General features: G+C 39.2%; 24 protein-coding genes. 18 read left to right on the top strand and 6 right to left on the bottom strand.

All coding sequences use genetic code 11. From position 1 onward, the window contains the following. Positions 1 to 6: 6 nt before the first annotated feature. The 4 genes from H5115_RS15305 (at position 7) to H5115_RS15290 (ending at position 3404) form a co-directional block, all read left to right on the top strand. The gene (locus H5115_RS15305) at positions 7 to 411 is read left to right on the top strand and encodes a biopolymer transporter ExbD (protein ID WP_002961710.1); all 405 of its coding nucleotides are present in this window, start codon (positions 7 to 9) and stop codon (positions 409 to 411) included. Then, on the top strand, positions 411 to 1028 hold the full coding sequence (locus H5115_RS15300) for an energy transducer TonB (RefSeq protein ID WP_007583869.1): 618 nt from the start codon (positions 411 to 413) through the stop codon (positions 1026 to 1028). The genes H5115_RS15305 and H5115_RS15300 overlap by 1 nt, the downstream gene beginning before the upstream one ends. 11 nt (positions 1029 to 1039) lie before the next feature. Further along, complete coding sequence (locus tag H5115_RS15295) at positions 1040 to 2299, top strand: lipopolysaccharide assembly protein LapB (RefSeq protein WP_002961712.1); 1260 nt, start codon at positions 1040 to 1042, stop codon at positions 2297 to 2299. A 61-nt stretch (positions 2300 to 2360) separates the two neighbouring features. After that, positions 2361 to 3404: a hypothetical protein gene (locus H5115_RS15290; protein ID WP_182756153.1), complete on the top strand. Its 1044-nt coding sequence runs from the start codon at positions 2361 to 2363 to the stop codon at positions 3402 to 3404. A 16-nt stretch (positions 3405 to 3420) separates the two neighbouring features. Here the strand turns inward: H5115_RS15290 and H5115_RS15285 are convergent, their stop codons facing one another. Then, complete coding sequence (locus H5115_RS15285; RefSeq protein WP_024603666.1) at positions 3421 to 3747, bottom strand: hypothetical protein; 327 nt, start codon at positions 3745 to 3747, stop codon at positions 3421 to 3423. Between the two features lie 61 nt (positions 3748 to 3808). Beyond that, positions 3809 to 4789 carry a tRNA-dihydrouridine synthase gene (locus H5115_RS15280; RefSeq protein WP_182756151.1) on the bottom strand — a complete coding sequence of 327 codons (981 nt, stop codon included), beginning with the start codon at positions 4787 to 4789 and terminating at the stop codon, positions 3809 to 3811. Positions 4790 to 5015: 226 nt separating this feature from the next. Between H5115_RS15280 and H5115_RS15275 the strand changes: the two genes are divergently transcribed. The 12 genes from H5115_RS15275 (at position 5016) to adk (ending at position 17265) form a co-directional block, all read left to right on the top strand. After that, positions 5016 to 5462, top strand: coding sequence for a hypothetical protein (locus H5115_RS15275; protein ID WP_182738286.1), 447 nt, complete (start codon positions 5016 to 5018; stop codon positions 5460 to 5462). A gap of 97 nt (positions 5463 to 5559) precedes the next feature. Beyond that, positions 5560 to 6387, top strand: coding sequence for a DUF692 domain-containing protein (locus H5115_RS15270; protein ID WP_182756175.1), 828 nt, complete (start codon positions 5560 to 5562; stop codon positions 6385 to 6387). A gap of 36 nt (positions 6388 to 6423) precedes the next feature. Continuing rightward, positions 6424 to 7176: a DUF2063 domain-containing protein gene (locus tag H5115_RS15265; RefSeq protein WP_182756149.1), complete on the top strand. Its 753-nt coding sequence runs from the start codon at positions 6424 to 6426 to the stop codon at positions 7174 to 7176. A 72-nt stretch (positions 7177 to 7248) separates the two neighbouring features. Beyond that, entirely contained in the window at positions 7249 to 7371 is a 123-nt protein-coding gene (locus H5115_RS20255; protein WP_002962301.1) for a hypothetical protein, read from the top strand. A gap of 171 nt (positions 7372 to 7542) precedes the next feature. After that, positions 7543 to 8088, top strand: a complete 546-nt coding sequence (gene apt, locus H5115_RS15260; protein ID WP_002962303.1) for an adenine phosphoribosyltransferase — start codon at positions 7543 to 7545, stop codon at positions 8086 to 8088. 3 nt (positions 8089 to 8091) lie between these two features. After that, on the top strand, positions 8092 to 10617 hold the full coding sequence (gene dnaX / locus H5115_RS15255) for a DNA polymerase III subunit gamma/tau (protein ID WP_182756147.1): 2526 nt from the start codon (positions 8092 to 8094) through the stop codon (positions 10615 to 10617). Between the two features lie 60 nt (positions 10618 to 10677). After that, positions 10678 to 11004 (top strand): YbaB/EbfC family nucleoid-associated protein, encoded by a 327-nt coding sequence (locus H5115_RS15250; protein ID WP_002962306.1) that lies wholly within the window; start codon positions 10678 to 10680, stop codon positions 11002 to 11004. A 7-nt stretch (positions 11005 to 11011) separates the two neighbouring features. Next, positions 11012 to 11620 (top strand): recombination mediator RecR, encoded by a 609-nt coding sequence (recR, locus tag H5115_RS15245; protein WP_182756146.1) that lies wholly within the window; start codon positions 11012 to 11014, stop codon positions 11618 to 11620. Positions 11621 to 11753: 133 nt separating this feature from the next. Beyond that, positions 11754 to 13655 (top strand): MFS transporter, encoded by a 1902-nt coding sequence (locus H5115_RS15240; RefSeq protein WP_182756144.1) that lies wholly within the window; start codon positions 11754 to 11756, stop codon positions 13653 to 13655. 4 nt (positions 13656 to 13659) lie between these two features. Continuing rightward, positions 13660 to 14397 (top strand): RluA family pseudouridine synthase, encoded by a 738-nt coding sequence (locus H5115_RS15235; protein ID WP_182756141.1) that lies wholly within the window; start codon positions 13660 to 13662, stop codon positions 14395 to 14397. 118 nt (positions 14398 to 14515) lie between these two features. Next, complete coding sequence (gene htpG / locus H5115_RS15230; RefSeq protein ID WP_182756140.1) at positions 14516 to 16429, top strand: molecular chaperone HtpG; 1914 nt, start codon at positions 14516 to 14518, stop codon at positions 16427 to 16429. 191 nt (positions 16430 to 16620) lie between these two features. Beyond that, on the top strand, positions 16621 to 17265 hold the full coding sequence (gene adk / locus H5115_RS15225; protein WP_002962321.1) for an adenylate kinase: 645 nt from the start codon (positions 16621 to 16623) through the stop codon (positions 17263 to 17265). Between the two features lie 88 nt (positions 17266 to 17353). Here the strand turns inward: adk and tpx are convergent, their stop codons facing one another. Next, positions 17354 to 17935 carry a thiol peroxidase gene (tpx, locus tag H5115_RS15220; protein ID WP_182756138.1) on the bottom strand — a complete coding sequence of 194 codons (582 nt, stop codon included), beginning with the start codon at positions 17933 to 17935 and terminating at the stop codon, positions 17354 to 17356. 233 nt (positions 17936 to 18168) lie between these two features. Between tpx and H5115_RS15215 the strand changes: the two genes are divergently transcribed. Then, positions 18169 to 19173, top strand: coding sequence for a response regulator (locus H5115_RS15215; RefSeq protein WP_024590825.1), 1005 nt, complete (start codon positions 18169 to 18171; stop codon positions 19171 to 19173). A gap of 3 nt (positions 19174 to 19176) precedes the next feature. Next, positions 19177 to 20148 (top strand): diguanylate cyclase, encoded by a 972-nt coding sequence (locus tag H5115_RS15210; RefSeq protein ID WP_182673523.1) that lies wholly within the window; start codon positions 19177 to 19179, stop codon positions 20146 to 20148. A 100-nt stretch (positions 20149 to 20248) separates the two neighbouring features. Here the strand turns inward: H5115_RS15210 and H5115_RS15205 are convergent, their stop codons facing one another. Genes H5115_RS15205 through H5115_RS15195 form a run of 3 tightly spaced genes read right to left on the bottom strand, consistent with a single transcriptional unit; the run spans position 20249 to position 25020 of the window. Next, entirely contained in the window at positions 20249 to 21763 is a 1515-nt protein-coding gene (locus H5115_RS15205; RefSeq protein ID WP_182756136.1) for a SpoVR family protein, read from the bottom strand. Between the two features lie 19 nt (positions 21764 to 21782). Then, complete coding sequence (locus H5115_RS15200) at positions 21783 to 23066, bottom strand: YeaH/YhbH family protein (RefSeq protein WP_182681076.1); 1284 nt, start codon at positions 23064 to 23066, stop codon at positions 21783 to 21785. Between the two features lie 31 nt (positions 23067 to 23097). Further along, on the bottom strand, positions 23098 to 25020 hold the full coding sequence (locus H5115_RS15195; protein WP_138489317.1) for a PrkA family serine protein kinase: 1923 nt from the start codon (positions 25018 to 25020) through the stop codon (positions 23098 to 23100). Positions 25021 to 25325 lie beyond the last annotated feature (305 nt).

Below are 25325 nucleotides of genomic sequence, written 5' to 3'. Positions count from 1 at the left end.
TTAAATATGGCACGTAAACAACGTTTTCGTGAAGAAGAAGAAGCAGCGGTTGATATGACGCCAATGCTTGACATCGTATTTATCATGCTTATTTTCTTTATCGTAACTACATCGTTCGTTAAAGAGGCTGGTATCGAGGTCAATAAACCTAAAGCGGCTCAAGCTACTAAGCAAAAAAATGCTAACATTTTTATTGCTATTCGTAGTAACGGCGAGATCTGGATTGATAAACAGCAGGTTGATGTTGAACGTATTTCAGCAAAAATCGAAAGTTTATTAGCAGAACAACCTACTGAAGTTGTAATTTTGCAAGCTGATAAAGAAGCAAAACACGGCGTAGTGGTTAAAGTTATGGACCAGATTAAAGCGACGGGTGATAACCTGAGAATTTCAATAGCTGGAGATCAGTAATGATTCGTTTTCTGTTTTCACTGATTGCAGGTGGGGCAGTTACTTTCGGCTTGTTCTACTTCATGGCATTCCTCATCTCTGGTGGGGCTGACCGTAATACGGAACAAAAAGAGCAGATCATAGTCGAAATAATGACGAATCCGCCTGAATCTAAGGTGCAGGAGAGGAAGCGTGTACCGCCTCCTCCTCCGCCACCGCCAAAGCAGCCGCCTAAACCGCAGCCGCCACAGCCGGAAAATAATAATCCAAATCCTGGTGCTATGTCATTTAATATGGGAAGCATTGATGTTGGTAGTTCGGCAGGTGGACTAAGTGGTCCTGGTGCATTTGGACGAGATGGTGATGCGACACCTATCGTTCGTATAGAACCAAAATATCCAACGCAAGCAGCACGTGATGGTAAAGAAGGTTGGGTTCAACTTTCATTCACAATTGATGAGTTAGGTGGAGTAACTGACGTTGAAGTAATCGACGCAGATCCGAAACGTATCTTTGACCGTGAAGCTAAACGTGCACTGCGTAAGTGGAAGTACCGTCCTAAGATCATTGACGGAAAACCACAGAAACAACCAGGTTTACAAGTTCAATTAGACTTTAAACTTAACCAAGGCAACTAAGGAGGCGAGTAATGAGAAATTTTTCTAAAGTAACTGCTCTTGCAATTCTTATGTCTGTGTCGGGTGCTACTTTAAGTGCATCTGTTTTAGCAGCGCCGGATTACGCAAAGATTGAAGAGCGTAAAAAAGCAAAAACTAAAATCATGGGCGAGCGTACTGGTAAAAAAGTAATTAAAGCATTTGATTTGTACAACGAAGAAAAAGTTGATGAAGCAATTGTTTTGCTTAGAGAAATCGAGCCTTCGAATGACTTTGATAAAGCGACCGTAAATCGTTACTTAGGTAGCATGTACGCTCAAAAAGAAAAGTATGACGAAGCGATCAAGTACTCTAAGCAAGCCGTTGCACCTGATGTTTTAAACTTTGCTGATCAAGAACAAACTCTTAAGTTGTTAGGTGACTTATACGCTGGTACAGAAAAGTTCCAAGAAGCTAAAAAAGCATATGTAGCTTGGATGGACTTTACCGGTGAAGAGGACCCTACGGTTTATACACGTATTGCTCAAGCTAACTATCAGTTAGAGCAATACCGTGATGTTTTTGAACCAGCAGATAAGGCAATAAAACTTCAAAAAGAGCCTAACAAAGGCCCTTACCAATTAAAACTTGGCGCATACTTTGAGCTTAAAGATTATGCAAACATGGTTAAAATTGGCGAAGAAATTGTTCGTGTATGGCCTGATGATAAAAAAGCTTGGGTTAGCTTAGGTAAGTATTACCTACAAACTGAAGATTATTCTAAAGGTTTAGCAACTATGGAAGTTGCATACAAGAATGGTTACTTTGAAAATGAAGTTGAGTATAAAGTCTTATCTAACTTTTACTCTCTAAATGAGATCCCTTATAAAGCAGCTGTAACGCTAGAAAAGGCCATTAAGAGTGAAAAAGTAGAACGTACAAAGCAGAATGTTAGCGCGATTGCGAGTAATTACCATCGTTCTAAAGATTTAGAAAAAGCTGCTAAGTACTACGAAGATGCTGCTAAATTTGATGACGACGCTGAGCTTTACCGCAAAGCAGGTTCATTACTTTTACAATCTGAAAAATTCAGTGCTGCTATTGTTCGCTTGAACAAAGCATTAGAGCTTGGCTCTGACAAAAAAGGCACAATTTATTCAGATTTAGCTGAAGCGTATTACTACCAAGGTAAGTATAAGCAAGCATATGCTGCAATTACTAAAGCTATGGATGACCCTCGCACACGTAAGTTTGCAAAAGGTTGGTCTACATATATTAAAGATAAAGCCGCTCGCAACGGTGTTAAAATTTAATTTTAATTAGCTTAAGCAACTTATAAAAAGCCCCTCTGGGGCTTTTTTTATTGGAACTACTATGTATAAAAAGCTCTTTTTATCATCATTACTGTGCCTATTTTTAACTGCATGTTCAAAGCAGTCTCAACCTTATGAGTCGTTTGAGGACGCACAAGTCGCTTTAAAAGCTTTAAACATGGCGCTTGTACAAACAGGTGCTACTAAAGGCAATAACATTGAAAAAGATCAGTTGGTTTTCTCTGATGCTTATTTAACAAAACGCCATACTATTTATCAGAGCCTAATGGGTATGGAGCTTAATCTAAATCAAATTGCGCAAGTAAACTATTTGGTAATTGCAGAGCGTTTCCCTGAGCGCTACTTTAATTGGCCGGCCCAAGTAAATGTGTTAAAAAACATGCTTGCTTTTGAAGGCTCAAAAAACACACCTGATAATGTTATTAATTGGCTCAAGTTAACCCAAGATACCCTAGACAGTGCTCAACAAAGCAATTTAAAGCTGAACAAGGTTGAACTTACATTGTTACAAAGCTATGTATTAAGTGCGATAGCAAGTAACGATGTTCAACCAGCGCTTAAAAGCCATATAAGAGCTTTTAGCGATTATTTAGCTAGTTATAAGCCAAGAGGAAGTGTCGGTCTAAGAGGTCTGCCAAATGGCACTCAGTGGTATCAGAGCAAACTTAATTACTTTAGTGGCGAAGTACATTCACCGTTAGAATGGGTTACTCTTTTAAACGAAAAAATAAAAGTATTAGATCGTGTTGCATTCGACAGTAAGCTGCCAACTTCTCACCAAAAATCGTTTTTAGTTCAGTATTTATCTGATGAAAAATTAATAGAAGGCTTAGATTGGCAGGCTAACTATCGAGACTTACCTGCAATGGCGAGCGCTACGGATATGTCTAATAAAGATAAAACATTGATGCTTGCGATGATGGAATCAGATATAGGTATTCACTACCATGCGTGGACTTTGCCTCAAGCAAAGGTAAACCTTATAAAGCGCCTACAAATGAGTCCAGAAGAGGCCCAGTACTTGGTTGAAGATATAATTCTCTACCCAGGGCAATCATTTAGCTTTATACAACACATTATATAATGATTTGAAAGTGCGCTTATTGTGCGCACTTTGTACACCGTTGAGTTGCGGGGTCTAGTTCAAGTGACTTAGCTGATATTTTTTCTTCACAATCACAGCAGTAGCCATACTGGCCAATTTCTATTTGACTTAGTGCGGCTTCTAGTTTGGTCATGCGACTGATTAAAAGTGCATACTCAGGGCCTAACTTCTCTGCTGCGCAGTCTAACCATTCATTATTTGCTGTATCAGCTAAAATTTGTATTAAATGGTGATGTGCAGGGTAAGCTGATTTAGAAAGCATGGTTAATATATTTAATTTAACTTGTGCTATTTCATCGTTAAGTCTTTTTTGATGATGCATTATCAGTACAACCTTATTAAATGGGCTTTACGTTATACTGATATTATCTAGAGTCTTTAAGTTAGTCGTTATGATTTGAATCAAGTTGAGGTGCTTTGGCATATTTATTTAATACGCTCGCCACATCTTCTTTACTTTTTAAACGTCTGATTTCGTCAAACAAATCGATAGCTTGCGGGTACTGGCGTTTTAGATAACCAAGCCATTGTTTAGTACGCGAAGCAAAGTATTTTTCATCCTTCGCGGGGTCTTGATGAATAGCTGAGTGAATTAAGTGATAAATAATATGCTCCCACTCAAGGCTATCATATTGCTCATTATTTACATGAGCTTTAATTTTTTTTGCTAAATCAGGGTGCGAAAGGGCGCCACGACCAAGCATTAAATCAGTGCACCTACTTCGTTTTTGACAAAGCATTGCGTCCTCTACTTGCCAAATTTCACCATTGGCAACAACGGCAATATTTTTACCTTTTATTATTGGTGGAATTTTTTCCCAATAAGCTGGCGGGTTATAACCATCTCGTTTGGTTCTGGCGTGAATAGCTACACTATTTGCACCTGCACTTACCACAGCATCAACAATTTCTTGGCTGTTACTGTCATCATCAAAGCCTAAGCGAATTTTTGCACTTACTTCATGTTCATCATCTACAGCATCTCGGACTGCTTTAATAATCGTATACATATGGTCAGGGTCTTTAAGCAGTACAGCCCCCCCTCGGCTACGATTAACTGTTTTTGCTGGGCAACCAAAATTTAGGTCGACCCCATGGGACCCTAATGCGATTGCTCTTATTGCATTTTCGGCTAACGGATTTGCTTCTTGACCGAGTAATTGAACACGCACAGGAATACCTGCTCGTGTAAATCCATTATTATGTAGTTCAGGGCAAAATCGATGAAAAACTTTGTCAGGTAAGCATGTTTCAACCACTCTTACAAACTCTGTAACGCACAAATCGAACCCACCAATGTCTGTGAGTAATTGGCGCATTTTAAAATCAACGACACCTTCCATAGGTGCTAAAACAAGTTTCATAAAGAGATTAATTTTGATAAAAAACTGGAGGCATAGTTTACCTGTAAATCACACATTGATAAATCTGTAATTACCGCCCATATTTGATGTATAAATTGCAAAAGTAAATATTATGAAAATAAATGAAAGTTTTTATTTTTGTACGGGTCTACTTAAGCATACAAGCAATTTAAAAATACATTTTTATTGCTGAGATTTACAATCCTTGATTAAAGAGAGTCATAAAATGAATACAGTTAAAAAAAATACAATCGCGTTAACTTTAGGTGCAGTAGTAGTTGGCTCTGCAAGTTTTGTATCTGCAGATGTACAAGCTAACCCATTTGAGTTTCAACAACTAGTAACAGGTTACCAATTAGATGCTGCAGAAGGTAAGTGCGGTGAAGGCAAATGTGGCGGTGATGCAAAAGATAAAAAAGAAGGTAAATGCGGCGAAGGCAAATGTGGTGGCGACGCAAAAGATAAAAAAGAAGGCAAATGCGGCGAAGGCAAATGTGGCGGCGATGCAAAAGGTAAAAAAGAAGGTAAATGCGGCGAAGGTAAGTGTGGCGGCGATGCAAAAGATGCAAAAGCTAAAACAGAAGGCAAATGTGGTGAAGGTAAATGTGGCGGCGACGCTAAAAAAACTAAAAAAGAAGGTAAGTGCGGCGAAGGTAAATGTGGTGGCCGTTAATATCTTATTCTAAATAAGTTATGCTAAAAGGGCCCTAAGGCCCTTTTTTGTTAAGTCAGAGGTAGTTATGATACGAACTCAAAGTAAAGATTTTGGGATGGTGGGCCTTGGCCTACGACGAGAAATGCTTGATGAGCTGCTTGAGCATGTACCTAATCAAGTAGACTTTTTAGAAGTTGCGCCAGAGAACTGGTTAAAACTGGGTGGACGCTTTAAAAAGCAATTTAAAACATTAACCGATGCTAATAATTTTGTGTGTCATGGATTATCACTGTCTATCGGTTCTCCCGAACCTCTTGATGTTGAATTTGTTAAGTCTTTAAAAGTGTTTTTTGAAGAGCACAATATAAAAATTTTTAGTGAGCACTTAAGTTACTGCTCCGGTAAAGGGCATATGTATGACTTAATGCCCATTCCATTTACACAAGATGCTATAGCACATGTTGTTCCTCGTATTAAACAAGTTCAAGACATACTAGAGCAGCAAATTGCGATAGAAAATGTTTCCTATTATGGCGCTCCTGGACAGCAATTATCAGAACTTGAATTTACGAATATTATTTTAGAGCAAGCTGACTGCAAACTTTTACTTGATGTGAATAACATTTATGTTAATTCGATAAATCATGGCTACAACGCACAAGCATTTTTAACTGGGTTACCCTCTAATCGTATAGCCTATGGGCATGTTGCTGGCCATTATAATGAGGCTGATGACTTAATTGTTGATACACATGGCGCTGATGTGATTGATCCTGTTTGGGAGCTACTCGATAAAGCATACGAAGTGCATGGCGTATTTCCAACCTTGCTTGAGCGCGATTTTAATATTCCTACCATGAATGTTTTAGCCAAAGAGTTAGATATAATTCATGATCTACAAGCTAAACACTTTGATTCAACTGTTTCAAAACAACGAGCTTAATATAAGCCTTTATCAACATTAAAAGAGTGCCTAGTTATGAGCTTCATTGAAATACAAAACGAATTTATGGCGCATATTCGCGAGCCTCAAAAAAATAAAAAGCCCGGCGGTATCGAAGACAGGCGTATGGCTATTTATCGCGACCTATTTTTTAATAACATTGAAGGTTTTATATCATCAGGTTTTCCGGTATTAAAAACGTTATATACCCAGAAGCAATGGCAAGTCCTCGTACGCCAGTTTTTTAGCGAATATGATTGTCATTCGCCGTACTTTTTAGACATAGCAGGGGAGTTTATTAATTACTTATCAAGTGATTATAAAATGCAAAAATACGATCCCGTGTTTATGCTAGAGCTTGCCCATTATGAATGGGTAGAGCTAGATGTATCCATTGCACACGAAGATGAGCAAGAGAAAAAATTACAAACAACAGCGCTCACTAGTTCAGCTTTATATTTATCGAAAACGGCAAGAAATTTAAGTTATCGATTTCCGGTTCAAAATATTAGCAGTCGCTTTAAGCCAAATGAGCCATCACCTCAGCCAAATTGTTTTGTTGTATATAGAGACGAAAATGACGACGTTCAATTTTTAGCTACGAATGCAATGACAGCTTTGCTATTGTCAATCATAGAGGCAAGCGAAGGCGCGATATTTGACAACGTCTGCCAACAGGTATTAGCTCATGCACCACAATTTAATGCAGAGCAAATTGCTCAAGGTGCACTGGTTACTCTTAATGCTATGGTTGAACGAGGAGTAATTGTGACAAAAAATCAAGACTAAGGTCTTTATTGATGATTTTACATCGTCTATTATGGCAGCCTTATTTGCCGTGCTTAATAAAAGGTTGTACCAATGTCAGATGATAAAGACTTTAAAGATCCGTTCAACGCTACTTACTTTCTTGCTTTTTTAGCTGTATTTGCAGGGATTGGTTGTTTAAATGCAATATTAGGCTGGATCACTAGCTTAACGTAAAATGTATAGCGTGTATTAAGGCTGTTGCTAACTTCAGCCTTGAACCACTTTATTTTAATTACCCCGTCCATATTTAATACTTCTTTTATAATAACGCCAAACTCGCAATTAAAGGTTAGTTAAGGTTATAATCACCTGCTTTGTAATATAAACAATTGAGCAGTTAAAATTATGACTCAAGTAACACCAGCAATTATCAAAAACAGCATAACTACAATTGCTGATTATCCAAAAGCGGGCATTATGTTTCGCGATGTAACCACTTTAATGGCAAATCCAGAAGCCTTTAAAGCAACTATTGACGCGTTTATCGCAGAATATAAAGATCAGGGCTTTACTAAAATCATAGGCACAGAATCACGTGGTTTTATTTTTGGTGCGCCATTGTCTTATGCGTTAGGCATTCCGTTTATTCCAGTACGTAAACCAGGTAAGTTACCACGCGAAGTTATTCGCCAAGATTACTTACTTGAGTACGGTGAAGACACGCTAGAACTGCATGTAGATGCAATTGTACCTGGCGACAAAGTATTACTAGTTGATGACTTATTAGCAACTGGTGGCACAATTGAAGCCACTGCTAAGTTAGTTAATAAACTAGGTGGCGAAGCCACAGATGCAGCATTTGTTGTATCACTACCAGAACTTGGTGGCGAGCAGCGCATCAAAAAAATGGGTATTAAAATCCTAAAATTGGTTGAATTCGAAGGCGAGTAATCGATGAGTTATCAGGTTCTAGCGAGAAAATGGCGTCCTCAAACCTTTCATGAATTGGTTGGGCAGTCTCATGTTAAGCAAGCGCTTGTAAATGCGCTTACGCAAAATAGACTGCATCACGCTTATTTATTCACTGGAACCCGCGGTGTAGGTAAAACCACCATTGCACGTATTTTTGCTAAAAGCTTAAATTGCGATGAAGGTATATCTGCAAATCCGTGTGGACAATGTAGCAGCTGTTTGGATATAGAAGCAGGGCGCTACATTGACCTACTCGAAATAGATGCGGCTTCTCGTACAAAAGTAGAAGACACTCGCGAAATACTTGATAACGTTCAATATGCACCAACTCGTGGACGTTATAAAGTATACCTAATCGATGAAGTTCACATGCTTTCTAAGCACAGCTTTAATGCGCTTTTAAAAACGCTTGAAGAGCCACCAGAGCATGTGAAATTTTTATTGGCGACCACCGATCCTCAAAAATTACCAGTTACTATATTATCTCGCTGTCTACAATTTAACTTAAATGCCTTGTCGCAAAGTGAAATTAAAACACAGCTTGAACACGTACTTACTCAAGAGCAGCTTAGCTTTGATAGCGATGCACTTAGCATTATTTCAAAAGCCGCTGATGGCAGTATGCGTGATGCACTTAGCTTAACCGACCAAGCTATTGCTCAAACAAATGGTGATATTAATAATCAAGCAGTACAAACAATGCTTGGTTTAATGGATACTCAATATAGCCAAAGCTTGCTTGCAGCATTACTTGCACAAGATGGCGCTGCGTTAATGGATGAGATTGCGCAGGTGGCAAGTCGTAATCCTAATTATGTGGCATTGCTTGATGATTTAATTGCACTTACGCATTTGACACAACTAACCCAGTTAGTACCTGAAGCGGCAGGGCTAGATGAAAAAAATGTAGATTATATTGCTCATGTTGCACAACATACGAGCCCACAACAAATTCAAATTTATTATCAGTTACTGTTAAATGGTAAAAAAGATTTACAATGGGCACCAGAGCCTCGCTTAGGTTTTGAAATGATTATGCTAAGATTATTAGCATTTAAGCCTTCCGATGTGCAACAAACTGTACACACAGCAAACGAAGAGCCAGCCCCAAATAAACAAGGCCGCGCAAATGCACTGCGAGATATATTAAATAAAAATAAAACATCGCAAAACACCGTAGCTGGCCAAAGTAGTGTCCCTGTAAATAATACTAAGCCAGTTAGCAATGCAGAGCAGCCTAAAGCCGTTGAGATAGAGTCTTCAGTTAACGCTGCCGCTCAGTCATTAAATAATGAAGTCGTGCAAAGTAATAATGAGCCTGCCCAAGTTGCAGTAGAGCAACCGGTTCAACAAAGTGAAAACGCTTCAAAGCAACAGGCTTTAGCTAAAGAGCAACCACAAACCAATGTTGTTTCAGATGCTCAAGCCCAGCGACAAAGTGAAGATGAAGCTTATATGCTCCATAGTGATGCTGAACAAACGCTGGCCTCGCAATTTGACGATATAATGAGTAGCGCTGTAGATCAGGGTTTTAACCCTGCACCTACTGCAAACTCAGAGTCTTCACCAGAGCCCTTAACAAATCACAATGCAAGTACGCCAATAGCTGAACAAGAAGCGCAGGCGCAATCTGCCATTGCTCGTATTTTACGTGACAGAAACATATCCGGTGCGGGTAGGTTATCAAGCAAGAGTACAAGCACCTCTGCAAATAATGTAGCAGCGCAGCCAAACCAAGCACCCGCTAAAAAGCCAGAACATCACGCAAGAATGCCTAAAGCTCAAAGTGTTCACCAAGATAGTACCGCTGAAAATACAAACGAGCTCAACAGCGTTTCAAGCGTAGCACCTAGCGATCCCCCACCTTGGGTGAATGATAGTGCAGGTGCAAGTGAAAAAAAGCATGAGCTCCCACTAACAGGGAGCGAAAGCCAGGCACATGGTCACGCTAATACAAAACCAGCACGAAAAGTTGATTTTAAAGAAAAGCATCAAACAATTACCGAAAATCTAGCGCCAGAGCTACTTGAGCAAATAAACCCTCAAAAAGTACCTGAAGCAGCGCCCGAGGAAATTAGCATTCCCGTGCCTGATGATTTTCAAAGTCCAATTAGTGAAATTAGATTTGCACATCAACAAGATGAATGGGCTTATTTAATTAAACGTATGGGACTGGGTGGTCGTATGCGCCAATTTGCGTTGCATTCAATATTTACCAAGCAAGGCAACAGCTTACATATAGACGTTGATGAATCACAAAAGCATTTAGATACACCGATGCTTCGCCAAAGATTAGATGCCGCATTGTCAAGTATTTATGAGCATAACGTGTCGTTAAGTATTAATTTTGCTAAGGGAGTTATTGATTCTCCTTATCTTATTCAGCAAAAAATAGATGCAGGACGTCATCAACAAGCAATCGATGTGATCACATCGGATGAAAACATAGTACAATTTCAGCAAGTATTTAGCGCCGAAATTGACGAAAACAGTATTCAGGCATTGTAATTACTTACAATCGCCCTTATGTTCATGTTAATTAATGTATTAAAAGAAAGAGAGAAAGTTATGTTTAAAGGTGGAATGGGCAACATGATGAAGCAAGCGCAGCAAATGCAAGATCGCATGCAAAAAGCCCAAGACGAAATCGCAACTCTTGAAGTTGTTGGTGAAGCCGGTGCAGGTTTAGTTAAAGTAACTATGCTTGGTAACCACAATGTACGTCGTGTTCAGCTTGATGAGAGCTTGATGGAAGATGACAAAGACATGATTGAAGACTTACTTGCAGCAGCATGTAACGATGCTGTTCGCCGTGTTGCAGAAGAAACACAAGAGCGTATGGGTAAAGTAACTGGCGGTATGCAATTACCACCAGGTATGAAAATGCCGTTTTAAGTCAATAATGCAACTTTCAGATAGTTTAAATCAGCTTATAGAAGCACTGCGCTGTCAACCGGGCATTGGTCCAAAGTCAGCGCAACGTATTGCTTTTCATCTGCTTGAGCGCGACCGAAAGGGAGGCACTCAGCTGGGCAATGCACTCACTAAAGCAATGACCGCCATAGGGCACTGTCAGTCTTGTCGTACTTTTTGCGAACAAGCTCAGTGCGATATTTGTTTAAGTACAAAACGCCAAGTCAGCGGTATATTATGTGTTGTTGAATCGCCTACTGACGTACTTGCCATCGAGCAAACAGGTCAGTATTTAGGTCTATACTTTGTATTAATGGGTCACTTATCGCCAATAGACGGTATTGGTCCTAAAGAGATTGGCTTAGATGTTTTAGAGCAAAAGCTTGCTCAAGGCGATATTAATGAGGTTATTTTAGCGACTAACCCTACCGTTGAAGGCGATACTACCGCACATTATATTGCTCAGCTTTGTCATAAATACAAAGTAGGCGCTTCACGTATTGCCCATGGTATTCCTGTGGGAGGTGAGCTTGATTTAGTAGATGGTAGAACACTTATGCATGCCTTTAGCGGCAGGCGCCTAGTTACTCAAGACTAGCTCTAAGTCACTATTTGAAAACAAATTACCAAAGCCTACATGATTAAATCATGTAGGCTTTTTCGTTTTTAAGGTAAGCTTAAAAACAATCTAATTTATTTTTGGGCTATGTCTCTAATTAGTAAGGAATACAATGAAAGATAACCAACCCTATCAAGGTGCATTACTCGGTAGTAAGCGTTTTTTACCGCTTTTTATTACGCAGTTTTTCTCAGCGATAAACGATAACGTGTATAAGCAATCAGTGCTTATTCTATTGATATTTCAGGCTGCAACGCTTGCAGATGGCGCACTTTTTTCAAATATTGCTGCTGGGTTATTTATTCTTCCGTTCTTTTTATTTTCAGGGATGGCAGGGCAGCTTGCAGAAAAAACAGAAAAATCAAAATTGATTAGAATCGTAAAACTATGTGAAATTCCTATTATGGTTGTAGGGGCAATTTCTATTTTAACGCAGTATGTGTGGCTAATGTTAGCCACCGTATTTTTAATGGGCGTGCAAAGTGCGTTTTTTGGTCCATTAAAATATTCTATTTTACCGCAGCACGTAGCACCTAATGAATTAACAAAAGCAAATGGCTTGGTTGAATCAGGCACGTTTGTGGCGATACTAATGGGTACAATTTTTGGCACTTATTATATTACTCAATCAGTAGGGCCTACGCTTATAAGTATTGCTGTATTAGTCTTGGCCGTGATGGGTTATGTGAGCAGTCGCTTTATACCCACTAGTGAAGCAAACGAGCCTAACTTAAAATTTACCTATAATATATTTTCATCCACAAAAAATGTATTTTCAGTACTTAACTCGCAAACAGAATCGGTTGGTAAATCAGTCCTTGGGATCAGTTGGTTTTGGTTAATTGGCGCCATCGTTTTAACGTCCCTACCAAATTATGTAAAACACACAATGGGTGGCGATGAACTGGTTGTAACTAGCGCACTTGTTGTGTTTTCACTAAGTATTGCTATTGGTTCGTTACTGTGTGAAAAGCTTTCTCGCTCACGAATAGAATTAGGAATTGTGCCTTTTGGCGCTATCTTAATTACCTTGTTTTTATACTTACTGAGCCAAGAGCCAGCCATTAGCTCTTATTTACCTCAACACCCTGCGTTATTGACGCTTCAGGAGCTATTAAAAACAGGCGATATGGTGTGGCACTTTGTTTGGATGGCAGGCATTGGTATTGGCTCTGGTTTTTACACTGTACCGCTGTATGCGCTTATTCAACAGCGTACTGAAGAGTCGAGTCGCTCACGAGTTATAGCGGCTAACAATGTATTAAATGCACTGTTTATGGTGGGCAGTGCTGTTTTAAGTATTGTAACGCTGTCTGTTTTTCAGTGGAGTATTTCAGAGTTGCTACTGTTACTTGCTGGGCTAAACTTACTTATCTCTGTTTATATTTATACCAAAGTACCAGAGTTCTTTTTACGATTTATTATATATATTTTAGCTATTTGTATGTACAGAGTGCGTACAAAAGGTGAAAGTAATATACCTGATGCAGGCGCTGCGGTTGTCGTGTGTAATCATGTCAGCTTTGTTGATTGGATGTTTATTTTAGCCGCATCACCAAGGCCTATCCGATTTATGGTATTTGCCCCTATTTATTATTCGCCGGCCCTACATTGGTTATTTAAAATGGCTAAGGCTATTCCCATTAACAGTGAAAAAACCAATCCAGAAGCGTTTAAAAAAGCCTTTGACGAAGTAGCTGCTGCGCTTAATAAAGGCGAACTTGTTGGTATTTTCCCTGAAGGAAAACTAACCAGTGACGGCTCAGTGGATATTTTTCGCCGTGGAATCGAGCGTATTATTGAGCGCTCACCTGTGCCCGTTATTCCTGTGCACTTAGGTGGTTTATGGGGCAGCATGTTTAGCCGTAAAGCTAAATGGCAATTACCTCGATTAAAATGGTCTTTGGTGTCGGTTGCAGTCGGTGCCCCGATTGCTGCTGATAAAGTAGTAGCAGATGATTTACGTGAAAAAGTATTGGCTTTAAAAGCGCTTCATTCAAAAGATAGTGACTAATTTAATGATTAACTTAATGGCTAACTCAACATCGCAAACACCTTCAGAACAACCCATTATAGTTGATGATTTTGTAGCCCCTAAGTGCGACGGGTTGATTGAAATATTATATCAAGATGACGATATTTTACTGATCAATAAACCCAGTGGACTATTAAGTTTATCAGGTAAAAATCCGCTTAATTGGGACTCAGTGCATTACCGCTTAGTAAATGGTCAAAAGGGCTTAACAGCTGCATTCGCAGAGGCTAAGTTACCGCATCGGCTAGATTTGGGCACATCGGGCATTATGATTGTTGGATTAAACGCGATTGCGTCAAAGCACCTTAATAAGCAATTTCAGGCACGCACTATTCAAAAGCGTTATGTTGCCATGTTAGAGGGATGCTTGGCTGTTGATGAAGGGCAAATTACTGCGCCAATTGCAAAAGATAAACTGCTTTTTCCGCGTGTTAAAATTTGCCAATCGACAGGTAAAACATCGCTGAGTGAATATAAAGTACTTGAGCGGCTCAGGCAGCCGTGCAGAACCTTAGTGCAATTTACACCTATTACTGGGCGTACCCATCAATTACGAATACACAGCCAGTTTATAGGGCACCCAATTTTAGGCTGTGATTTATATAAAAGTGCGCAAAGTGAACATATGGCACGGCGGTTACAATTACATGCCAGCGATTTATATTTTGAACATCCAACAACTGGTGAAAAGATTCATATTAATTGTCCGCATTCGTTTTAAACAAATTAATGGTTCTTTGTTTTCGTTTCACCTTTTTTAAATTTTTCCCTTGAAGTTCTAACACCTCACCCCATATTAAGTGCATAACGCAGACACTTTGCAAATTGGAGATATATAAATGACTGCAGCACAAAAAGAAACATTAGGCTTTCAAACAGAAGTAAAACAATTATTAAACTTAATGATTCATTCTCTTTATTCTAATAAAGAAATATTTTTACGTGAGCTTGTGTCAAATGCATCAGACGCAGCAGACAAGTTACGCTTTTTAGCATTATCTCAAGGTGACCTTTACCAAGGTGATGCCGATTTACGTGTTCGTATTAGTGCAGATAAAGAAGCAAATACAATTACCATTTCAGATAATGGTATTGGTATGACGCGCGATGAAATCATTAGCTCATTAGGTACTATTGCAAAGTCGGGTACTGCTGAGTTTTTCAAAAACTTAACGGGTGATCAAAGTAAAGATTCACAATTAATTGGTCAATTTGGTGTTGGTTTTTACTCAGCATTTATTGTTGCTGATTTAGTGACTGTTCGTACACGTAAAGCCGGTGAAACAACCGCTTACGAGTGGGAATCTCAAGGTGAAGGCGAATACACACTTCAAGAAATTGAAAAAGAAGGCCGTGGTACCGACATTATTTTACATCTTCGCGATGAAGAAAAAGAATTTGCTGATGACTGGCGCCTACGTAGTATCGTTACTAAATACTCTGATCACATCTCAACGCCAGTACAAATGTTTAAAGCAGAAGTGCCTGAATCTGAAGGCGAAGACGGCGAAAAAATTCCAGCAGTACCAGGTGAGTGGGAAAGCATTAACCGCGCGACTGCATTGTGGACACGCGATAAATCAGAGCTTTCTGATGATGAATACAAAGAGTTTTACAAGCATGTAAGCCATGATTGGGAAGAGCCACTTAGCTGGGCACATAATAAGGTTGAAGGTAAAACTGAATACACTAGCCTTTTATATATTCCTAAAAAAGCACCTTTCGACTTATGGAACCGTGAACGTCAAAGTGGTTTAAAACTTTACGTACAACGTGTGTTTGTAATGGATGATGCTGAGCAATTCATGCCAAGCTACCTTCGCTTTGTAAAAGGCTTACTAGATTCAAACGATTTACCACTGAACGTATCTCGTGAAATTCTACAAGACAACAAAGTAACGCAAGCTATTCGTAAAGGGTGTACATCGCGTATTATTAAAATGCTTGAGCGTATGGCTAAAAACAAAGCTGAGGATTACCAAGTATTTTGGAATGAGTTTGGTCAAGTAATGAAAGAAGGCCCAGCTGAAGATGCTGCAAATAAAGAAGCTATTTGTAAGCTACTTCGTTTTTCTTCGACACATACTGACTCAGAAACACAAGATGTGTCGCTTGAGCAATATGTTGAACGCATGAACGAAGGCCAAGACAAAATTTACTACGTAGTAGCTGATACATTCACCGCTGCGAAAAACTCACCGCATTTAGAGATTTTCCGCAAAAAAGGCATTGAAGTATTACTACTAAGTGACCGTGTTGACGAGTGGATGATGAGCCACTTAACTGAATTTGCTGATAAGCAGCTACAGTCAATCACACGTGGTGACTTAGATTTAGGTAAGCTTGACGACGAAGAAACTAAAAAAGCGCAAGAAGAGTCTGAAAAAGAAATGGCTGGGCTTGTTGAACGTATTAAAACAGCACTAGGTGATGACGTTAAAGAAGTGCGCTTTACGCACCGCTTAACAGATTCTCCAGCATGTGTTGTAAGCGACGACAACGACATGAGCTCACAAATGCAAAAGCTAATGGAATCTGTTGGTCAAGCAGCCCCTGAAGCAAAACCTGTGTTTGAGCTAAACCCAGAGCATCAACTTGTTAAGCACTTAAATGACGAACAAGATGAAGATAAGTTTGCGCAGTGGTCACACGTTTTACTAGATCAAGCACTACTTGCAGAACGCGGTACACTTAAAGATCCAACAGGATTTGTTACTCGCTTAAATAAATTGATGCTTGAACTAAGTAAATAAGCAAATAGGTATTTACTCAGTTAATAAAGTATAAATTATGTACTTTAAATAAAAGGGAACGTGTGTTCCCTTTTTTAATGCCCTGTAAACACCCCAACGGCTCATCAATTAGTATAAGTTGCTTGAGTATCGGCGGCGCTTGTGGAAGAATTCAGGCTTTAAAATAAATATCCATACTAGGGGACAATAATATGCGCATTATTCTTTTGGGCGCGCCGGGTGCAGGTAAAGGTACTCAAGCTCAGTTTTTAATGGACAAATACGGTATTCCACAAATTTCTACTGGCGATATGTTACGTGCAGCAATTAAAGAAGGCACGCCACTGGGTCTAGAAGCAAAAAAAGTAATGGATGCTGGTCAACTAATTTCTGACGATATTATTATTGGTTTAGTTAAAGAGCGTATTACTAAAGCGGATTGTGAGAAAGGTTTTTTACTTGATGGCTTCCCGCGTACAATCCCACAAGCGGATGCAATGAAAGAAAATGGCGTAGTGGTTGATCACGTTATTGAATTTGATGTGGCTGATGAAGTCATTGTTGAGCGTATGGGCGGACGTCGTGTTCATCCTGGTTCTGGTCGTGTTTACCACGTTGTTTATAATCCACCAAAAGTGGAAGGTAAAGACAACGAAACTGGCGAAGACTTAATTGTTCGCGCTGATGATACTGAAGAAACAGTACGTAAACGTTTAGGTATTTACCACGAGCAAACTATGCCATTGGTTGATTACTATCAAGCAGAAGCGGCTGCTGGTAATACTCAATACCATAAACTAGATGGTACACAAGCTGTTGAAACTGTTAGCCAACAACTTGGTGAACTTTTAGGTTAATTATAAAAGCACATTAAAAAACCGCCAATTGGCGGTTTTTTGTTTTAAGGCTATTTAGCATTGCTTAATTAGTGCTACTTAATGGACTTTACAGTGTTTTAAGTTTTTCAATCACGCTGTTGTATTCAGGTTCAGTTGAAAGGCTACTAACTAACTGTTTATAAATGACGTTATGGCTTTCATCCAAAATAAATACAGTTCGCGTTAGTAAGCCCATATCTTTAATAATCAATCCGTATTTTTGACCAAAATCACGCCAAACAGAATCTGATAACGTAATGATTTTATCGATATTTTCAGCTTTGCAAAAACGCTTTTGAGCAAATGGTAAATCAGCACTAATTGTTAGCATAACTACACTTGGGAATTGTGAGGCTACTTTTTCATTAAAGTGCTTAGTTTGCAGGCTACAAATACCGGTATCTAGGCTGGGTACTACACTTATTAATACAGCTTGGCCTTTATAATCCTCAAGTGTCACTGGAGTAAAGTTGTCATCAACAACTTTAAAGTTTGGCGCACTATCTCCAATTGAGATACCTTGACCTAATAAAGTGACTGGTTTGCCTTGTGCGGATACTTTTCCTGCATCAAGTGTGTTTTCTGGATAGTCGGCTGCAATAGCCACAGAACAAAATGCACTCAAAGCAAAGGCAAGTGAACGTAACATAAGGTATTTCCTTTTAAATTAACGCAATGGGCGTCAGTGTATTATACTGGGCTTTAGTTACCAAGTGATTAAACCTGCTTAATAGAGTGTGTATTAGCTCTGAAATATAAAAATTGTAACTATGCTAAACTTTGATTAACATGAAGTTACAAAAGATATCTTCAATAATAAAAATAAAAACCATCATAAAATGATTTTAATGCTCATTACTGGTTTAGAAACAGAGAGATAATATGTCAACATCGGTATTAATATGTGATGACTCGAAATTAGCTAGACGTCAGTTGGCTCGCTCATTACCTGAAGATTGGGACATTAAAGTTGAATTTGCACTTGACGGCGTTGATTGTATAAAGCAAATAAAGTTAATTGAACCAGAGATACTTTTTCTCGATTTAAACATGCCAGAAATGGACGGTTATGAAGTATTAATCGCTATGAAAGAACAGGGGCTTAATATTCTCACTGTTGTTGTCTCTGGTGATATACAACCAAGTGCACACCAAAGAGTGCTTGAGCTTGGTGCTATCGATTTTATTCAAAAACCATGTTCCCCCGAAAAACTAGCCAGCATAATTGAACACCATGGGATTAAAGATAAAGCCATGCGTGAGCGTCTCTCTCATTCGCTAGGAGAGCAAGTCGACCCTGATGTTCGTGATATATACCAAGAGCTAACTAACGTTGCTATGGGGCAGGCTGGGGATTTACTTGCACGTCTTCTTAATGTATTTGTAGAGTTACCAATTCCTAATGTGAATATTTTGGAAGTTAATGAACTCGATATGGCGCTGCAGTCTATAGATAATAACGCAGCTACATCGGGTGTGTGTCAGGGCTTTATTGGCGGTGGTATTTCGGGCGAGGCGCTATTACTTTTAAATGATTCAAGCTTTAAAGAAATAGCTTCTTTGATGAACTATGACGGCGAGTTAAACGATAAAGTTGAACTTGAGCTGCTTATGGATATTAGTAATATTTTGATAGGCGCTATTTTAACGGGTCTTTCAAAACAGCTCGATATGTCATTTAGTCAAGGGCACCCGATTGTACTTGGCCAACACAGAGATGTATCTGAGTTGGTTAAATCAAACAAGTCACGTTGGCAACGCACCCTTGCAATAGAGATTAGTTACGGTATTGAAAACCATGATATAAATTGCGACCTCATGCTGTTATTTACTGAAGATTCACTTAAAACTTTGAAATACAAAGTTGCTTACCTATTAGAAGATTAAGTTATGGCCGCTGATTTAGAAATGAATGAGATCCATTGGTTAATGGATATGTTTAATACCGTTGATGTAGGCCTTGTGGTACTCGATAGGGATTATAAGGTGTGTGTATGGAATGGTTTTATGGAAAACCATTCAGGGCTTCTACCAAGCGCAGTAAAAGATAAAGATCTATTTGATTTATTTCCTGCAATAGACGAAAAATGGTTTAGAAGTAAATCAGAATCGGTTTTTGTTTTAAAAAACCGCTCTTTTACGATTTGGGAGCAGCAGCCATACATTTTTAGGTTTAAAAATTATCGACCTATTACTGGTAAAGCTGATTACATGTATCAAAATGCGACATTTATCCCTCTTACCAATACGATGGGCGAAGTTAGCCATATTTGTATTATTTTATATGATGTAACAGATGTCGCGGTAAATAAAAAAGAGCTTGAAGAGTTAAATAAAAAATTAGAACAAGTAAGTCAAACAGATAGCTTAACGCAGCTTGCAAACCGTGGACATTGGGAAGGTACGCTACGCCAAGAGTTTTTAAGAGTTAAGCGAAGTGGTGGCTGTAGTACATTATTAATGTTTGATATTGATCACTTTAAAAAAATAAATGATGAATATGGCCATAGCTGTGGTGATGAATCGCTTCGTCATTTATCTAACTTACTACGTACGACGCTGCGCGAGACTGATGTTGCAGGGCGCTATGGCGGTGAAGAGTTTGCAGTGACATTACTTGATACAGACAAAGAAGGCGCTTTTATATTTGCTGAGCGTTTAAGGGTATTGATTGAAACTAACCCTGTTAAGTATAAACACTTTGAAATAACAATGACGGTAAGTATAGGGCTGGCTGGTAGCAGTAATGATTTTAAAAATCATGAGCGCTGGATAGAGGCTGCAGATAAAGCACTGTACCAGTCTAAAAATACAGGGCGAAATAAAGTAATAGCCTACGAAGATATAAAAAATGACGCTTAAGCGTCATTTTTTATATCCAGAATTTAGGGTTAAATAATACCGTGTTTTTTTACAATCTGCTGGGCAAACCCAATCAGTATGGAAATTGTATTGCCCTTCATTATTGTGTTGTGTGTCGAGAGTCATCTGTTGGGCATTGACCAATCATTGAAACTTCACCAGAATTTGACTCTTGTTCTAGTTTTACTTTAAAGCCCCATAATCTGTAAAGATGCTTAAGCACTTCCTCGTGCGAGTTTGCTAAAGGAATATTGTTATGGGGTACATAGCGTAGGGTTAATGAACGGTCACCTCTAATATCAACATCATACACTTGAATGTTAGGCTCATGATTACTTAAATTGTGCTGCGCTGAGAGTGCTTCTCTCACTGCCTTATAGCCGTTGTCGTTATGTATTGCGCCAATCTCTAAATGGGGATTATTAGTATGGTCAATAATAGTAAATAATTTAAAATCACGAATTAACTTCGGCGATAAAAACTGGCTAATAAAACTCTCATCTTTAAAGTTTTCCATTGCAAAATGCAGTGTATCTAGCCAGTTACTACCTGCATATTCAGGAAACCAGCGTTTATCTTCTTCAGTTGGGTATTCACATATTCTGCGAATATCAACCATCATATTAAAGCCTAAAGCATATGGGTTAATGCCTGAATAATATTTACTGTTATAAGGTGGCTGATAAACTACGTTGGTGTGGCTTTGTAGAAACTCTAACATGAAAGAGTCGGTGAGCTTTCCCTCATCATATAAGTGATTAAGGATGGTGTAATGCCAAAAAGTTGCCCAGCCTTCGTTCATTACTTGAGTTTGTTTTTGTGGGTAAAAGTATTGCGAAATTTTACGAACAATACGTATCACTTCACGTTGCCAAGAGTCCAGTAATGGGGCATTTTTTTCAATAAAATACAAAATATTTTCTTGAGGTTCAGAAGGGAAATGGCGGACTTTCTTTTTGGTTTCTTGCTGTTGCTCAGGAATAGTTCGCCATAATTCGTTTACTTGCGATTGAAGGTAGTCTTCGCGCTCTTGTTGGCGTTTTTGCTCTTCAAATAGCGATATTTGTTGTGGACGTTTGTAGCGATCGACCCCGTAATTCATTAATGCATGACATGAGTCGAGTAGGGCTTCTACTTGTGTAATACCATGCTTTTCTTCACAGCGGCTTATGTAGTTTTTAGCAAATACCAAGTAATCAATAATTGAACCTGCATCGGTCCAGGTTTTAAATAAGTAATTACCTTTAAAAAATGAGTTATGTCCGTAACACGCATGTGCCATTACAAGCGCTTGCATAGGTAGGGTGTTTTCTTCCATTAAGTACGCAATACAAGGGTCTGAATTTATCACTATTTCGTAAGCGAGACCCATTTGTCCGCGCTTATAATTTTGCTCTGTTTGAATGAACTTTTTACCGTACGACCAATGACTGTAGCCAATAGGCATACCAACACTTGAGTAAGCATCCATCATTTGCTCTGCGGTTATCACTTCAATTTGATTAGGGTAGGTGTCTAACCTATAGTGAGCTGCAACACGAGCAATTTCACCTTGGTACTCATCTAATAAATCAAAGGTCCAATCTGGGCCATCACTCAATCGTTTATCATTCATAATGTTACCTCGCTTTTGGCTATGCAGAGTTTTGCTGTTGACGACCTTTTTTAAATAGCTCCCTAAAAATTGGGTAAATATCTTCAACGCTTTGAATATGCTGTATGGCGAAATTATTATGGCTGTGTGTTATAGATTCATATTCGCGCCATAGGCTTTGATGGGCACGAGTGGTTATTTCAATATAAGCAAAATAACGTACTGCGCTTAAGAGCTTATTACGTAATATTTCACCACACTGCGGGGTGTCGTCTGCCCAGTTATCGCCATCAGAGGCTTGTGCGGCGTATACATTCCACTCATTTGCGTGATAACGCTCTTTTATTATTTCGTTCATTAATTTAAGAGCGCTCGAAACAATAGTGCCGCCAGTTTCTTGGGAGTAAAAAAACTCTTGTTCGTCTACTTCTTTAGCTTGTGTGTGGTGGCGAATATAAACAACTTCTATGTCTTTATAGCTGCGTGTTAAAAATTGATAGAGCAAAATATAAAAACGCTTTGCCATGTCTTTTGTTGGCTGATCCATTGAGCCTGACACATCCATAATACAAAACATCACGGCTTTGCTGGTGGGGTGAGGGCGCTTTTCGTAATTACGAAAACGTAAATCGTAGTTATCAATAAACGGGACCGATTTAATTTGCACTTTTAATGCTGCAATTTCTTTTTGTAATAAAGCAATTGCCGCTTTATCGCTATGTGAACCAGCAAGCAGCAGAGCAAGTTGTTCTTCGAGCTCTTTTAAACGGCGTTTTTTACCTGCACTCATGGCAACACGCCGTGCAAGCGAGCCTTGAAGAGAGCGGACAATGTCAATATTACTTGGCATGCCGTCGCTACAAAATCCTGCGCGATGGGTTTTCATTTGCACTAACTTATCAAGTTGGTTTTCTTGTAAGTTAGGAAGTTCTAGATCTTCAAACAGTAAATCAAGGTATTCATCTTTTGATATTGAAAATACAAACTCATCTTGTCCCTCGCCCGAATCGCTGGCGTCACCTTCACCGGCACCACCGCCTTGTCCGCCTTTAGGGCGCTCAATTTTATCACCTGTAGAAAACTGATCGTTACCAGGGTGAATTTGTTCTCTATTCCCGCCTTGCCCTTGATGAAATGTAGGTTCACTGATATCGCGTTGTGGAATAGAAATACTCTCACCAGAGCTTGAATCGGTAACGCTGCGTTTGTTAATCGCATCTGAAACCGCTTCTTTAATTTGCTTTTTATAGCGCCTAATAAAGCGCTGGCGATTAAGCGTACTTTTATTTTTTCCGTTTAAACGCCTATCTATAAAATGCGCCATATTGACCTCCTATATACTACGACTATGAAGGTTATTGCGATTTTCTAACCCGTAAATACCACTCAGAAAGCAAGCGAACTTGTTTTTGTGTATAGCCTTTTTCGACCATACGGTTCACAAAGTCTTCGTGCTTTTGCTGATCCTCGGCAGACGTTTTAGTATTAAACGAAATAACGGGTAGTAAATCTTCGGTATTAGAGAACATTTTTTTCTCAATCACCGTGCGTAGTTTTTCGTAGCTTGTCCATAGTGGGTTTTTACCGTTGTTGTGTGCACGGGCACGCAGTACAAAGTTCACTATTTCATTACGAAAATCTTTAGGATTAGAAATACCCGCTGGCTTTTCTATTTTTTCAAGTTCAGCGTTTAGCGCTGCGCGGTCAAATAGCTGACCAGTATCAGGGTCACGATATTCTTGGTCTTGTATCCAAAAGTCTGCATAAATAACATAACGGTCAAAAATATTTTGTCCGTATTCTGAGTACGATTCTAAATAAGCGGTTTGCAATTCTTTACCTATAAACTCGACATATTGTGGAATTAAATAGCCTTTTAAAAAGCTTAAATAACGCTCTTCTATTTCACTTGAAAATTGCTCGCGCTCTATCTGTTGCTCAAGCACATAGAACAAATGCACCGGATTTGCAGCAACCTCAGTGGTATCAAAGTTAAACACTCGGGACAAAATTTTAAACGCAAAGCGCGTAGAGAGCCCCGTCATACCTTCATCAACACCTGCGTAATCACGATACTCTTGATACGATTTTGCTTTAGGGTCGGTGTCTTTTAGGGTCTCGCCATCGTATACCCGCATTTTAGAATAGATACTTGAATTTTCTGGCTCTTTTAAACGTGATAGCGTCGTAAATTGCGCCAATGTCTTAAGTGTCCCCGGTGCACATGGCGCGTTGTATAGCTCGCTGTGCTCAAGTAATTTGTCGTAAATTTTAATTTCTTCAGTTACACGTAGGCAATAAGGGACTTTTACAATATAAACACGGTCTAAAAATGCTTCGTTGTTTTTATTGTTTTTAAAGGTTTGCCACTCAGACTCATTCGAGTGAGCGAGGATCATGCCATTAAAGGGCAGGGCACTAATGCCTTCTGTGCCGTTATAGTTACCTTCTTGGGTGGCGGTAAGTAAAGGATGCAGCACTTTAATAGGCGCTTTAAACATTTCTACAAATTCCATCAGCCCTTGGTTAGCTAAACATAAAGAGCCAGAGTAGGCGTATGCATCAGGATCGTTTTGGGCAAAGTGCTCAAGCTGGCGAATATCGACCTTACCAACCAGTGCTGAAATATCTTGGTTGTTTTCATCTCCTGGTTCGGTTTTGGCAATGCCTATTTGGTTTAAAATAGAAGGGTAGCGTTTAACCACTCTAAACTGGCTTATATCACCATTGAACTCTTTTAAGCGTTTGCCAGCCCAAGGCGACATAATGGTTTTTAAGTAGCGCGGTTTAATACCGTATTCTTTGCTGAGTACGTCTGCATCTTCGATAGGATCAAACAAGCAGAGGGGGTGATCGTTTACAGGAGACCCTTTAATTGAATAAATAGGCACTTGTTGCATTAAATACTTTAGTTTTTCAGCAATGGATGATTTACCCCCACCAACAGGTCCAAGTAAATAAAGCACTTGTTTGCATTCTTCAAGCCCTTGGGCCGCATGTTTTAAATAAGAGACTATTTGCTCAATGGCGTCTTCCATACCATAAAAATCAGCAAAGGCAGGGTAGCGCGCAACTACTCTATTTGAAAATAATCGACTTAGTCGTGCATCCGTTGCGGTATCTACCATGTGTGGTTCGCCAATTGCCATGAGTAGGCGTTCTGGTGCGCTGGCGTAGGCAGACTTATCGGTTTTACAAATCTCAAGAAATTCAGCGATACTGTATTCTTCTTCCTGTGCCGCTTCATATCGTGCTTGGTAATGCTCAAAAATCGTCATAATAACCTCCGAAACCCGCTGTAAAAAGGTGCTTACCTTTTAAAGTCTAGTCACGAATGTGTATTTTTGTGCAATAAAATTAAAAATTTAAGTGAAAAAAGATCATGTACTAAAAGTGCTTTATTAAATGATGAGGCGCTTAGGTGTGGTAAACAACAAACAAAAAAAGACGCCTAAGCGTAATGCCGATCAGTTAAGAAAATGACCGGTTGACCGATCCAAGCGATCATGCAAAATCCGTAGTTAGGAAACTAACTACGGATTTTTTGTGAATATAGAACAAGCACTGCAAGCAACACTTGAAG

It is taken from the genome of Pseudoalteromonas sp. SR44-2, assembly GCF_014163745.1.
Classification (GTDB): Bacteria; Pseudomonadota; Gammaproteobacteria; order Enterobacterales; family Alteromonadaceae; genus Pseudoalteromonas; species Pseudoalteromonas distincta.
Note: the sequence above shows the minus strand (reverse complement) of the source record. Positions and strands in the feature narration are given on the sequence as shown.